The sequence below is a fragment of the Neobacillus oceani genome (genome assembly GCF_046237595.1).
GTDB lineage: Bacteria > Bacillota > Bacilli > Bacillales > Cytobacillaceae > Bacillus_D > Bacillus_D oceani.
Window position 1 is genome coordinate 363,856 of sequence record NZ_CP143543.1, and the last position, 13,920, is coordinate 377,775.

Annotated in this window: 14 protein-coding genes and 1 pseudogene; 11 read left to right on the forward strand and 4 right to left on the reverse strand. The window is 41.5% G+C overall.

The genetic code is table 11. The annotated features are described in order from the left end of the window. Nucleotides 1-91: 91 nt before the first annotated feature. From V1499_RS01920 to V1499_RS01930, 3 genes are read right to left on the reverse strand one after another with little or no spacing between them, the layout of a single operon-like run. The gene (locus V1499_RS01920) at nt 92-694 is read right to left on the reverse strand and encodes a hypothetical protein (protein WP_409273343.1); all 603 of its coding nucleotides are present in this window, start codon (nt 692-694) and stop codon (nt 92-94) included. Between the two features lie 2 nt (nt 695-696). Further along, the gene (locus V1499_RS01925) at nt 697-1,566 is read right to left on the reverse strand and encodes an ATP-binding cassette domain-containing protein (RefSeq protein WP_409273345.1); all 870 of its coding nucleotides are present in this window, start codon (nt 1,564-1,566) and stop codon (nt 697-699) included. Continuing rightward, a complete protein-coding gene (locus V1499_RS01930; protein ID WP_409273347.1) occupies nt 1,559-1,939 on the reverse strand; it encodes a GntR family transcriptional regulator in 381 nt (126 codons plus the stop codon). Before V1499_RS01930 ends, V1499_RS01925 begins: the two co-directional genes overlap by 8 nt. Nucleotides 1,940-2,219: 280 nt before the next feature. On the opposite strand from V1499_RS01930, the pseudogene V1499_RS01935 reads away from it, so the two are divergent. The 6 genes and pseudogenes from V1499_RS01935 to V1499_RS01960 all read left to right on the forward strand — a co-directional run. Next, nucleotides 2,220-2,375: pseudogene (locus tag V1499_RS01935) on the forward strand (SUMF1/EgtB/PvdO family nonheme iron enzyme); the annotation flags it as partial. Nucleotides 2,376-2,673: 298 nt separating this feature from the next. After that, the gene (locus V1499_RS01940) at nt 2,674-3,264 is read left to right on the forward strand and encodes a sigma-70 family RNA polymerase sigma factor (protein WP_409273349.1); all 591 of its coding nucleotides are present in this window, start codon (nt 2,674-2,676) and stop codon (nt 3,262-3,264) included. Continuing rightward, complete coding sequence (locus V1499_RS01945) at nt 3,236-4,297, forward strand: DUF4030 domain-containing protein (RefSeq protein ID WP_409273350.1); 1,062 nt, start codon at nt 3,236-3,238, stop codon at nt 4,295-4,297. Before V1499_RS01940 ends, V1499_RS01945 begins: the two co-directional genes overlap by 29 nt. A 294-nt stretch (nt 4,298-4,591) precedes the next feature. Continuing rightward, nucleotides 4,592-5,257, forward strand: a complete 666-nt coding sequence (locus tag V1499_RS01950; protein ID WP_409273352.1) for a hypothetical protein — start codon at nt 4,592-4,594, stop codon at nt 5,255-5,257. 49 nt (nt 5,258-5,306) lie between these two features. Further along, nucleotides 5,307-7,349 (forward strand): sensor histidine kinase, encoded by a 2,043-nt coding sequence (locus tag V1499_RS01955; protein WP_409273354.1) that lies wholly within the window; start codon nt 5,307-5,309, stop codon nt 7,347-7,349. Next, nucleotides 7,318-7,968 (forward strand): response regulator, encoded by a 651-nt coding sequence (locus V1499_RS01960; protein WP_409273356.1) that lies wholly within the window; start codon nt 7,318-7,320, stop codon nt 7,966-7,968. Before V1499_RS01955 ends, V1499_RS01960 begins: the two co-directional genes overlap by 32 nt. A gap of 135 nt (nt 7,969-8,103) precedes the next feature. Here the strand turns inward: V1499_RS01960 and V1499_RS01965 are convergent, their stop codons facing one another. After that, nucleotides 8,104-8,688, reverse strand: coding sequence for a Crp/Fnr family transcriptional regulator (locus V1499_RS01965; RefSeq protein ID WP_409276202.1), 585 nt, complete (start codon nt 8,686-8,688; stop codon nt 8,104-8,106). Between the two features lie 161 nt (nt 8,689-8,849). Here V1499_RS01965 and V1499_RS01970 point away from each other — a divergent pair, with 161 nt between their 5' ends. From V1499_RS01970 to V1499_RS01990, 5 genes are all read left to right on the forward strand, one after another. Beyond that, entirely contained in the window at nt 8,850-9,812 is a 963-nt protein-coding gene (locus tag V1499_RS01970; RefSeq protein WP_409273358.1) for an NAD(P)-dependent alcohol dehydrogenase, read from the forward strand. Between the two features lie 393 nt (nt 9,813-10,205). Further along, complete coding sequence (locus V1499_RS01975) at nt 10,206-10,745, forward strand: sigma-70 family RNA polymerase sigma factor (RefSeq protein ID WP_409273360.1); 540 nt, start codon at nt 10,206-10,208, stop codon at nt 10,743-10,745. Then, nucleotides 10,738-12,153, forward strand: coding sequence for a DUF4179 domain-containing protein (locus tag V1499_RS01980; RefSeq protein WP_409273362.1), 1,416 nt, complete (start codon nt 10,738-10,740; stop codon nt 12,151-12,153). Before V1499_RS01975 ends, V1499_RS01980 begins: the two co-directional genes overlap by 8 nt. A gap of 268 nt (nt 12,154-12,421) precedes the next feature. Continuing rightward, a complete protein-coding gene (locus V1499_RS01985; RefSeq protein WP_409273364.1) occupies nt 12,422-13,153 on the forward strand; it encodes a phosphate ABC transporter ATP-binding protein in 732 nt (243 codons plus the stop codon). After that, a complete protein-coding gene (locus V1499_RS01990) occupies nt 13,150-13,899 on the forward strand; it encodes an ABC transporter permease (RefSeq protein ID WP_409273366.1) in 750 nt (249 codons plus the stop codon). The genes V1499_RS01985 and V1499_RS01990 overlap by 4 nt, the downstream gene beginning before the upstream one ends. The last annotated feature ends 21 nt before the right edge of the window (nt 13,900-13,920 follow it).

Sequence of the window (13,920 nt, forward strand, 5' to 3'; positions counted from 1 at the left end):
GCCAGCTGTTTCGTCAGCTGGCTTTTAAAAAAATAAGGAAAACTAAAGTAATATTTAACCAGAACACTGGATATGGTGTGCCCAAGACCACTCAGCTTTTCAAAGGAATTTGAGAAATTATCCGTGGCAGAATTAGTAACAATGCAGCTAATAGAAATAATACTGCCCCTAATACGGCCATGTCGGAGAAAGCAAGAATGCTAGGTATTGTAGTTATGGTTTGAGTCATCGCTGTAGCACCAAATATCCCAAGCATTGCCTTTTGCCACTTCCCCATTTGAAAACCCACCACAGAAGCCCAGCCGATGAGAAAAAATAGGGGCATTTGCAGATAATGTGTAATTGCAGTAGGTAGAGAAATGCTATCATAGTAAATGACTGAAGCTAAAAGCGGTATGAGCAGAAACAGCGATATAATGCTTACGGCTCCTGTATAGGCCCAAAAGAACTGTTTTCTGGTCAGGCCTTTTGACACAAATAGTTTTGTTGCAACTAACGGATATACAATCCCCATTACCAAGAGGTATATTTTAGGGGAATAAATGATGGAAATTGGTATCCATGAAGTATCTTCAATTGTTACATAAGAAAATACTACAAGAAGTATTGCCAGTACCAAGGCATAGATACCTACAAACAAACATGTGCTCTTAGCCTGTATGGATAGTAGAAGTTTCAAAGCTTTTTTCGTCATTACTATTGCCCTCCTTTTTCAGTCATATAGATGAATAAATCCTGCAGTGAGGGGTAAGAGAATTCAAGCCCTTGTTTTTCCGCAGCAAGGCGATCATTTTCTGACAACTCCCCGAACAATACAACCTCTTTCTGTCGGCCCAAGACTCGCTGGGACAGGATTTCACGACCGTTTGTGAAGCTGTCTACGACTTCGCTAAATCCCGTTACGGCTGTTCCTTTTGATCGCAGGCTATCACAGTCGTCGTGGGCTATTACCTTGCCCTTGTTAATAATTATCGCTTCGCTGAAAAGCCCCTCCATCTCATTGACAAAATGTGTTGAAAACAAAATAAGCTTTGGCCTCTGCGAATAGTCTGATAAAAGTTCGCTGATAAACAGTTTGCGCATGGCGGCATCCATGCCGAGATATGCCTCGTCATATAGGGTAATTGGCGTCTGTCCTGCTAGCCCGATAATCACACGTACTGCCGAACGCATACCGTGACTTAAGTCTCTCATTGTTTTCTTTACAGGTATTTCAAACAGCTTTATAAGTTTTTCTGCATAGGCGGCATCCCAGTTGGGACGGAGTGTAGCTGATATTTTAAAGAGGTCCTTTACCTTAAAGGCATTTTCTACTTCACTCTGATCGTCGGAGATAAGAGCAATTTGTGGCATTATATTTCTGTTTTCATAAGGATTTTCGCCAAATATAGTTATTGTTCCAGAGGTTGGCCTGTGATAGGCGCAGAGCAGAGACAAAAGGGAGGTCTTTCCTGCTCCGTTCCTGCCAAGCAGCCCACAGATTGCCTGTTCGGGAAGTTTTAAACTAACATTATTGAGCGCAACCGTATTTCCGTATTTAAGTGATACATTTTCAAGATTAATCATTTTTTTCTCCTTTCCATGCACTATCAATCATTTCATGAATCTCCTGGAGGGAAAAACCCAGGGGTTTTGCAAGAGCTGTAAGAGGCTCTATCTGTTCCTTGATAAATGCCTGAGAAAAACGTTTTTTAAGCTTTTCAGGGGCGTCGGGGCTAACATACATTCCAAGCCCGCGCTTCTTATAAATGATGCCCTCATCTACCAGAAGATTAATTCCTTTCAGTACGGTGACGGGATTAATGTTGTAATGGCTGACAAGCTGGCTGTTTGAGGGAATCTGTTCATCAGGTGCCAGCCGCCCGTTGAGAATATCCTCCTCAATCATCTCTTTGATTTGTATATAAATGGGACGGTTACTGTCCAAAGCTGCCTTCATGTCGTCCTCCTTTCACTTTTTAGTGTTATTGTATAATGGTCTTATATATGAGTATAATACCACTTGTAAAATATTACAAGGGATTATTTGAAATTATTCAAATTAATGCAAATTCAACATACAGGGCATTATTCCTGAAAAGACTTCCAAACTAAACTGGATATTTATGTTAATGTTGGTGTGAGGATATAAAGAAATACTTAAACAATAATCCCTAAAAAGATCTTAATATGAAAATTGCGTCTCATAACATTAATTCAAGACAGGGGAGGACAATGTCTTATACGATGAAGAGACATTTGGTAGTTACAGAATTATTCGCGGAGGAAGTTGGGCAGATGAGGAACGTGGATGTGGGGCTACTTGTCGTCGAAAGAGTATTCCTGATTTTTATATAGATGATATTGGATTTAGAATTGCTAGATCTATTGTTTAATAATTTGAGTTCTTGAATTGATAAATAATAAGGAGTATAAGAATGTTCCCCATGTATTGCCGCATACACTCGGTACATGTAGAAGCCGTTGCAAAAATAATTTTAAAGGAAGGCAACTAACCCTTATGGGGAGGTTCCCTTTTCAAAAGAAGGCAGCTTCTTTTTTGGGCGTTGCCTTTTTTGTGTTATTAACAAAGTTGATTTTTCCAAAAATAATTGTTTCAAAAATGATGAAATAAAAATGAAACCATTGAATCGATCCCGATGTCTAAAAGGTGAAGAGAAAGGAGGTTCCATATTGGAAAGCAAAGAACTACATACAATTTATCCAAACGACATTGATTGCCACGATACAGCAAAAGTTATTGAGCAGTTAATGGATCTCTATACCGACAAGGTCTACCTGCTTGCTTATTCTTTTGTTAAAGATAAAGGGCTGGCCGAGGACATTTCGCAGGAAGTTTTTCTGAAAGTTTATAAGTATTTGGATCGGTATAGGGGAGAGTCGGAGCTTGGCACATGGATATACCGAATCACTGTTAATACATCTAAAGACTTTTTAAAGAAAAGGAGCTTGAAGCAGCTGTTATTTGAGAGCAGATTTTTTGAAGGGGTGAAAAGAACAGAGAGCACGGAAACCTCGTTCTTTAAGGCTGACCAAAATGAACAACTCTTACAAACTGTATTAACGTTGCCGGTGAAGTATCGTGAAGTAATTGTCCTCTATTATTTTTATGATGTACCAATTCATGAGCTTGCCGAGACGCTGGATTTGAATACAAATACTGTGAAAACTAGGCTTTCCAGAGGGCGGGATACGCTGAAACGGAAATTAAAAGCTAAGGGAGGGGTTGAATTTTATGGAGAAAGAGTTGAAAAAGGTCTATGAGCATTACCGGAAACATTACATCAATGATCAAATAACAACAAGAATTCAAAATAAAGTTCATCAGGAAATGGAAAATAATAATATAAGTCAGTTGAAGAAACAGCGGCCCATTTTTGTAAAAAAACTATTCTATACTTCTGCTTTTTGTGTAGTGGTAATCGGTCTTTTTATTGGTTCCGCATTCTTTTCACCGGCGATGGCGGAAGTAGCTTCTAAAATTCCGTTTTTAAGCAAGATTTTTGAGCAAAAACCAATTAATGAAATGGTTCGGGAAAGACTTATAGAGAATGGCTATAAAATCAGCGGGGTCGGATATAGTGTCCCGGGGAAAATTTATCATGTAACAGTAGAAGGGCCAGAGGATTATTATAAACAAGTAAATAAAGAAATTAAAAAAATCACAGAAGATGTCATTGCTTCAAGCGGATATGATGATTTTAAGGTGGAAGTGGGCCTGGAGCAGAAAATTGAGCATAAGGATGATCCACGTAATCGGGATGGTGAAATGCTGTTTAAAACGGTGAGTGAGATTGTCCCAAAACTACAGAAACAAGGCTATAAAATCCATACCTATGGCTCTGGCTATGCTGACCCGGATGCAAAAGTAATGAGAATCACTCTTGATATTGAAGACACGGAAAAACGTACAGATGAAATTGAGCAAGCGATCCTTGAAGGCATTCATGAATTGGGTTTAAAAAATGAAGTAACGGTCAACTTCCATAAATTCAATGTTTTAAAAAGAGAAACTGAGAATAAGTGGGCCAGTAAGGTACTGCCGGTTATTGGGGAAGGCATGCTGGGCAAAAAAGAGTACAAAACAAAAGGCATCGGTTACTCCTTCAAGAAGGGCATCATGAACATTTATATTACAACCAAAATAGATAAGTCGGACAGCGAGGCGCCCGAACTAGCCAGCAAAATTGAAGCTGAGATTCACGAATTTCTGCAATCGGATGACCTTAAGGATATCGTTGCCGACACTCCTTATAAAATTGTCGTAAGGGATAAAGAAGGAAAAGATATAAATTAAAAAGTTCTTCACCGCATAGAGTGATATTAACATTTAAAGTCCGAGCGGCAGTGTAAAGGCGGCCACTCGGGCGTTAAAAGAGGATTTAAAGCCCGAACAGCAATACGAAACCTAATAGCTTTTTTAGGCGCAGAATCCTTAAAATGGGTTCTGTTTATTTTTTGAAGGCGGTTTAAATTGGACCTCTCCTAGGACTGAATATAGGACTTTTTATAGGTGTTGCTCCCTTGTGGCAGTACTGTCTTTTTCACTAAACTGATAGTGAAAAAACAATAAAACAAAGGAGTGGTTATTGTGAAGGAGAACATTCAACGGAACTTTGCAAGTACGGTAGGAGGTATCTTTTTCATTCTGTCCGCGGTGGTTCAGATTGTGGCTTTATTCGGTCCCCCTTTAGCTGGAGATATTGAATTCCTGGATTGGGTTCTTGAGAGGCCGGGTTATACACTGTTTTTTACATTCGTTGTGTTGGCATTTACGCTTTTTAATGTACCGGCACTGATAGGTGCGACCCACCGGGTGATCGGGCGCGGAAAGTGGCTAGCATACATCGGATCAACTTTGGCATTGATTGGAAACTTTTTCTTCATTATACTGGTAACAGAAGCTCTCTCTTACCGGGGAATGGCCACTCTTGATCGTGAACCAATGGTTGAGCTTATGCAGTGGACCTTCGATGCACCAATCTACTTTGTACCACATCTCCTCTACCTTTTGATGTTCTATATTGGAATGATCATCCTCACCATCGGGCTCTACAAAGCAAGAATAGCTTCTTTTTGGCTGGTTGCTGCAGCTATATTTCAGATTGTTGCCGGCATTCTAGATTTGGGGGCAGCCCAGCAATACGTACAGGCAATCGTCATTCTGGCTGTCTTTGGGGGAATTGGCCACACATTAATGAAGAATCCTCAGAAAGAGAGTGTTTCAGCAGAAAGTACAATAAATAATGCGCAATAATTCCTTAGGAACTACCTTAATTGAATCCTTTTAGTATGGGGGTGCTGCCGTGGAAGTGAACTTGCTTAAAGCATTTAGAATACTTGCTGTCCCTATAATTGCTGCTGCGGCAGCACTCTATATCCTGAATTTCCCTATTGTGTATTCGGAACTTCAACAAATTTGTGATACATGTTCAATGACGATTAGGATGAAGGAGGAATTGTCCTCACTGGGATGGACCTCAAACGGCTATGGACTGTATTTGCTTCTGCTGTCTATGTTTTTTTCCATAGGCAGTGTTTTTCTGGGGGGATTGATATTCTTTAAACGCCCTAATGATCCGATGGCCCTTCTTGTGGCCGTCACTCTTGCTGTTTTTGGCCTGGTACTGACAATCACCGATAGTTTTTATGAAGCTTACCCTGCACTTTTTATCTTTGGCAGATTAACAAGTTTTTTTGCAACAGCTCTTTTTGGTGCAATGATTTGTTATTTTCCGGATTTCAAAACTACGCCAAAATGGAGTTACTTTCTTGTCATCCCGTTGATTCTTCTTGAGCTGCTACGTAATTTTCTTCCTTTTCCTATAGAAGATTTGTTCTGGCAGGATTGGCTGTATCATGTTGAATGGGTATTGCTACTCGCCATGGGAGGCACACAAATCTATAGGTATCGAAAGCTTTCCACCCCCCTTCAAAGAGAACAAATTAAACTTCCAGTTATGGCTTTCTTGCTTGCCGTCGTATTAATTATCATATCTGTTCAATTTCCCACCAGCCTCTTATGGGGCAATCTCGTTGGGGAGACTTTGTACTTCGCTGCGCTATCGTTAATTCCTCTTTCATTCTTTTTAGCAATTATTCGTTATCGACTTTGGTTCATTAAACCACTTATAAACAGGACAATTCTCTATGTGTCGCTTTCAATGGTTTTGCTCGGGATATATGGAGGTGTGATTTTTGTTCTAAGTTCTGCCCTCCATGTTAAGGGATCTTCTTTTATATCGCTGATTGGGGCTGTCGCCGTTGCGGTTTTTGTCCAGCCATTGCATAACAGGCTGCATGGGGTTATTAACAAGCTTATGTATGGCGATCGCCATGACCCCTATGCTGCACTTGTTAAGCTCGGCAACCGTTTGGAGGAGACTTCATCACCCGAGCTTGTTTTGAATGCCATTGTTCATTCGGTGAGGGATGCACTCAGGCTGCCATACGTATCGTTGGTATGGCCAAATGGGCAAATTGCCGCCGAATCCGGGGTACCCCTTCTTCAATTAAAGGTTGTTGAGGTGATATACAAGGGGGAACGGGTTGCCGACCTGGTCTATGAGCCATCCGAAAGAGAGGATGATTTGCCAAAGGAGGACCGTAATATATTGAAGGAACTGGCTCGCCAGGGAGGATCGGCAATTCATGCAATTCGCTTAACCCAGGAATTGCAGCAATTCAGGCAAACTCTTGTCACAACGCGTGAAGATGAGAGGCGCAGGCTCAGGAGGGATCTCCATGATGGACTGGGGCCTGAGATTGCTGCCTTTACCTTTAAAATTGCGACAGCTAGGCATCTTTTAAGGAAAGACCCCAATGAGGCGGACTTGATTTTAACAACTTTGCAGGGTGACATCCGAAACGCAGTGGATTTAGTTCGGAGTCTGGTCCATAATTTAAGGCCGCCGGTACTTGATGAGTATGGACTCGGTGGTGCAATATCAGAAATTGTAAGGGCATATGAAAGCAGGGATCTCGTTATAAAATGTGATATCCCTTTTGCCCTTCAAGATTTGGATGCCGCAGTTGAAGTGGCGGCATACCGGCTTATTCAGGAAGGGTTTGCAAATATTGCCCGGCATTCTCATGCTTCCGAAGTTTATCTTCTATTATCTTTACAGAATGAACGACTGATTGTGACTATTGAAGATAATGGGATAGGAATGCCGTCAATAAGGCGTCCGGGTGTTGGGCTCACATCTATGAGGGAGCGGGTCGAAGAACTTGGAGGGACGTTTTCAATTGCAGGGGGAGTGAAAGGCGGAACAGTCATTCGGGCAGAATTGCCAAATCGGAACGGGGGAGAGGAAAATGCGGCAATTGCGGGTATTGCTGGCAGATGATCATCCAACATTCAGGGGAGGGCTTTTGTCTCTGCTGAAAACAGATCCTGATATTATCGTAGTTGGCGAGGTAGGTTCTGGAGATGAAGTGATTCAAATGGCGGATGAGTTGAAACCTGACTTGATCATCATGGATATCAAAATGCCAAACTGCAACGGAGTCGAAGCCACCAGGCGAATATTGGAGAAAAACCCTCAGGTTCGGATTCTAATGATGACGATGTTTGAGGATGATCAAACCGTAGCAGCCGCAATGCGGGCAGGTGCAAAAGGCTATATTTTGAAAGGGGCGCTCCCGGACGAAATTATGCGGGCAATCAGGGTGGCAGCGGATGGCGGAGCCATTTTCAGCCCGGATATTGCCCTTCGTTTTATAAACTATTTTGACCAAATACGGCCTGGAGTCCAGGATGGCGCACTTTCGAATCTAACCCCCCGGGAACTGGAAATTCTCAGCTTGATAGCAAATGGCAGTCGGAATGGAGAAATAGCCGAGAGTTTATTCTTAAGCCCAAGTACAGTACGCAATCATATTACCAACATCTTAAGCAAGCTCCAGGTTGCGAACCGGGCAGAAGCAATCAGCAAGGCGAAAGATGCCGGTTTGGGTGGTCATTAATAATACGCAGATTCCCCAATTTCCAGGCGCGTCTCTTGACTTAAGTCAATGCATGTAAACATCCCCCTAGTTATAATGTAATCATTACTTATACTTAGGGGGTTTTTTATGGTTATTTGAAGATAGGTTATCGAATCAGCGAAGGTCTTGGTGGATTCTTTTCTTAATTCTGCTTAGTGACTCCGGAGTAATGCCGAGATAACTGGCCAATTGATGTTGGGGTACCCGATCGATGAGAGATGGGCGTTTCATTTGCAGCGTCTTGAAGCGTTCTTCAGGCGAAGAAGCGATAAAAGCAGCGAATTCCTCTTGAACCTGACTAAAGTTCTCCTCGATCATCCTGCGAGTCATCATCTCCAATTGAGGGTGTTTGTCGTACATGTCTTTTTCCATATCCAGGTCGCCAACGACCATTACGGAGTCTTCAATGCATGTGTAAGTGTAATCGGACGACTTGTCTGGTTTGTGATGATTGAAAATGGCGATGGCTTGCTCTTCGGTGTAGAAATTGGATGTGACCTCTCTACCATCCTCATCGATAGAATACTGCCTTACGCAACCTTTCAAGATGAAATAACATTTTGTAGGGGCTTCTCCTTGTTTAAAAAGAACGGTTCCCTTTTTAAATTCTTCTACACGAATCTCGTCCACTATGGCTTGCTGATCTTCCTTGTTAAGGGAAGTCCATCTTGACATATACTTGTATAAAATATCTTTCATTACCACGTTCCTTCATCTCCTTCCCTTCCGTTCTGCTCATATTCATTATCTAACGTTAGGGAGACTTTTGTATAGGACCGTTGCAGTGGATAAAAAAAATTTAAGTTACTTGTGATGATATTTTCTATATAGAACGCACTAAAGAATAGGAGGGGAAACCCATGAGAGCCATGGTCCAAATGTCGTATGGTCCACCGGAAGTGATTGTCGCGCAAAAAATCGCCAAACCTTCGCCTGGAAACAAGGAAATACTCATACGTATCCACGCTGCCACAGTAGGGCCGTCGGACTGCGCTTTTCGCAAGGGCGATCCGCTTATGATTAAATTGATATACGGACTGTCCAGACCGAAATTTGCAATTGGAGGATGCGAATTAGCCGGGGAGGTCGAAGCGGTCGGCAAAGAAGTAAAACATTTTAAAGCGGGAGATCGTGTTTTGGGGATGAGCGTCAAAAACTTCGGTGCTTATGCCGAATATAAGTGTCTTTCCGAAGAGAGCCCACTTGCAGTTATACCGGACAACATCGCCTTTGAAGAAGCAGTAGGCGTCTGTGACGGGGGTGCCACCGCATTGACGTTTCTAAGAGATAAGGCAAAGTTGCGGAAGGGACAGAAAGTGCTGATAAATGGAGCCTCGGGGGCTGTCGGCATCTACGCTGTGCAATTAGCCAAATACTATGGCGCTGAAGTAACCGGTGTTTGCTCTGCCGGCAACGAAGGTCTGGTAAGAAAAGCAGGGGCAGATTTTATTATTGATTATACCCAGGAGGATTTCACGAAGGCGGACAAAGCCTATGATGTCGTATTTGATGCTGTAGGCAAACGCTCCTTCTCGGCATGCAAGGGTGTACTTACGACCAAGGGAATTTATTTAACTACCGTACCCAAGCTCTCTATCATTACACAGATGATGTGGACTTCCCTGTTTAAAGGCAAACGGGCTATTTTTGCAACAGCCGGCCTAATGCAAAACAAAGCGAATTTGGCGTTTCTTATGGAACTCGCAAAAAATGGAACGCTGAATGCCATGATCGATCGGCGATATCCTCTGGAACTCCTGCCGGATGCCCACAAATATGTTGAGACCGAGCGTAAAAAAGGTAACGTGATTATTAATTTCTAAAGTCAGGCGTGACCGTTTCGCTCAGTAACTGTTACTTATGATACGGTTCCCCGTAATTTATCCTACAACTGTTATCAAATGTTCGGTCGGATCAGTGGACAGTTGTCCGATGCCAAATAGAAGTTAGTTGATCTACTTAAGGGACAAGAAACTAACTCCGCCAGATATCGCATAGCTCACCTCGTCTGAAAAGTTGGATTGTGAATTGTTGCTCATGTTTGTTATACGTATCGTGCAAAATTAGTTTTAAAATAAACAGAGACCGTAATGGTTTCTGTTTATTTTTTTGAATTTGAGAGTTATTTGCATGTTATGCTTTTTTAAAATAACAATAAATTTTTGAAACTTTTCTTGAGCATAGAATCCACTAATTAGTAAAGGGGGTCAAAAAAGTTGGAGAATGAACACCACTGGCTAGTTAAAAAAGCGATAAAAGGCAATAAGAGAGCCTTTGAAAAGTTGCTTCAACAGCATTATGAGCAAATTTACCGGACTGCCTATCTTTATGTACATAACGAAGAAGATGCGCTGGACGTTGTACAGGAGGCAGCCTATCAAGCGTTAACTTCTATCCATTCGTTAAAGAATCCGGAGTATTTCATGACCTGGCTCACCAGGATTGTTATACGCTGCTCGGGGCAGTTGCTAAAAAGAAAAAGCAATGTTGTACCGCTAAGCGACGAAATAGTAACAAATCTACCGGACCAGGGAAATCCAAACATCGACGAATCACTGCAGCTGCTTACTGCAATTCAGCAGCTGAAAGAGAATTACCGTACTGTGATTATCTTATTTTATTATTACGATTACTCAATAAAGATGATTAGCAGTTTCATGGAAATTCCCGAGGGTTCCGTAAAAACTTACTTAAGTAGAGCCAAAGTGGAGTTGAAAAAGTCATATAAAAATGAGGAGGGCAAATGCCATGGATAGCAGGGAATTCAAAACAACAATAGAGCAAATACCTGTACCGAAAGAAAAAGTATTCAGTGCCATTTCCAAAGGGATAAACAAGGAAGACAATAGGGGAAAGGCAAAGAAAAAGAAGGTTCTTGTAGGTGCGGCGACTGCAGCCGCCCTTCTTGGAATCACCGTTTCCTCGGGTTTTGTTAACCCCACAATGAATAAAGTTTTAGCGAATACCCCTTTAATAGGCGGCATTTTTCAAGAATTTAATGATTCGACAGGCGTGGAATTGGCTCACCAGGATGCAGTTACAGAATTAAACCAATCACTCACAAAAAATGGGGTGACTGTAAAACTGACCAGCGCCTACTTTGATGGCAGTGTGGTATCCATTACCGGATTTGTCGATGATGATGTTGAAAAGGGTGTTAACGAAAAAGGGGAAGTAAGCTTTGATCTGAACTTCGAACACTATAAAGGGGATTCAGACCCTTGGCTGCGAGGAAAATCAAATAACATTAAGAAAGTGGAAAATGGATATAACTTTCAATGGAAAATGGACTATCCATATAAAACATTTAAGGAGAATTCTACTCTTCCTATAACTATTCATAATATCAACGGTATTAAAGGCGAATGGAAATTTGATATTCCAATCCAACAAGAAAAAAATCGTAAGCTTGTTATTAATCAGGAACAAGGATACCCGGAAGATGGGGTCAAAATCCATATAAAAGAGATTCTTACCGCAAAAGCGTCATCTTCGCTAATTTATGAGACTGTGGAGAAATACAAGGACGATGATATTTTTATAGAAAAAGCAATTGATAATAGAGGAAAAGTGTACAGGTTTGAAAACCCAACATTTCTTGAGGAATCGAAACAAGAAGATGGATATCATCGTACCATTAGAAGAGAAATGGACAAACTCAATTCAGACATCAAGTCACTTACCTTTTATCCATCGTTATCCGTGGCAAATCCAAAAGTACAACAGCTTTTGAATAGGAAATCGTTCACCTTACAAAGCACCCGGTTCAATTTAGGACTGCAGGTAAATGATGTTACTCAAAAAGACGGGGAATTGGTAATAGATTATCATCTTACAGGGCTTCCGGAGAATTTGAGTAAAGATAAACTTGAAACGATTAACCATAACTTGGCTTACCTTATCTGGTTAGTTGATAAAGATTATTTAACCAGGATTGACCCTGAAAATCCATGGCCACCTAAAAACCGCGGTATTCCATTTAATAAAGTAAAAATGATAGATAAGGCAACAGCACACTTCCAATCCACTTTTGACCTAGACGGAGAAGAAAGGATTGAGAATTTCAAGCTGGAAAATACAATGATGTTAGTTGATTTTTCTAACCTTGTCCCAGCTAAGGAATTAGAACCATTTACTGTTGAAATTCCAGGGGAGAGTAAATAAACCCACCCGCATCTTATGTGTTGCCACATTAGATATAGCCGCTACCCGTTTTTCAGGGGAGCGGTTTTTGCGTTTTCGAGGACCTTTTCCTTCAATCCGTTCCGCCTAGCAAATAACCCTTTGAGAATACTATTTGTTTATGCGAATTTACTAATTTGATTTTGATCGAAAAGTCTTGTACACCTATAGTTAACCATCATTAAAATACATCTTACTTATTAGGTGTCTGCTTCGTAGAGGAAAAACTACATTGAAAGAGGAAATGCAAATGAATGCATCAACAGAAAAGGCTATTGAACTTGGGAATGTCCATTATTCAGTCGAGCCGGTTAAGATTATAAAAGATATTACAGGTTCCATCTCAAAAGGGAAAATTACGACACTTGTCGGCCCTTCAGGTGCGGGTAAAACATCACTATTTCGCTTGATTAATGGACTTATTTCTCCAACAAAAGGTGAAATCAGCATATCGGGGAAAAATATTGAAGAGTACGAGCCGACCGAACTTAGAAGAAACGTCGGCCTTGCACTTCAAAATGCAACGATGCTAAGTGGCAATATTTATAAAAACCTGGCATTGCCACGAATACTGAAAAAGGAAACACTTTCGGAGGATGAAGCCGCTGAACTTCTCACATCCGTAGGTTTGGAAAAAGATTTATTGAAGCGAGACGTAAAAGACCTATCCGGCGGCCAGAGGCAGAAGGTATCCATCGCGAGAACCCTCGTCAACCGGCCAAATATTTTATTGCTCGATGAAATCACCTCCTCCCTTGACCGTGTTTCAAAGCAAGATATCGAGGAGCTCATCGTTCGAATCAATAAAGAATTTCACGTAACCATTATGTGGATTACTCATAATTTGGAGCAGGCCATACAAATCGGGGATGAGACATGGGTGATGATGAACGGGGAGCTTTTGGAATCTGGTGATAGCAGTTTACTTCTCCAGCCGAAAAATGACCTGGTAAAACAGTTTGTCAAGGGGGACATCAAATGAGCTACCTGGCATTATCCTTAAGCCTTGTCTTCGTTCTCATCCCACTTTTATTATCGAAGGCGTTAAAGCTGGAACTTGAAAGAGATATACTTATCGCTACCATCCGTTCAATTATTCAACTTCTCATCGTCGGGTATATCCTGACGTTTGTATTTGAGTCGGACCATACAATCTATACAATACTCATGGTTGCGCTCATGATTGGAGCCGCAACTCAAAATGCCAGAAAAAAGGGGGCATCCATTCAAGGGATTACTTGGAAGCTCATCCTCACTTTTGTTTTTGTCGAACTGCTCACGCAAGGTATTCTGCTAGGATTAAATATTACTCCTCCAGAGCCACAATATATCATCCCGATAAGCGGGATGGTTGTAGGGAACTCGATGGTTCTTGCCATTTTGTTCTTAAACCGTTTTACCGCGGAAATAGAGTCAAGACATGATGAAACAGAGTTGATTTTAACTCTTGGAGGTACACCGAAGCAAGCTATTCATATCCCTCTAATTACGTCCATAAAGGCAAGTTTGATTCCGACGATTGAAAGCCAGAAAACAATCGGGCTCGTCCAGCTTCCAGGAATGATGAGCGGCCAAATTATCGCCGGGGCTGACCCCGTTCAAGCGGTACAATTCCAGTTGTTGGTTCTATTTCTATTACTGGTAACTGCTGCTGTTACCAGCATCATGCTTGGTTTTCTTTCCTATCCGACATTATTCAATAAACGGATGCAAATGCTCCGGTTTTAAAGAGGGATAAAGCATAAGTCT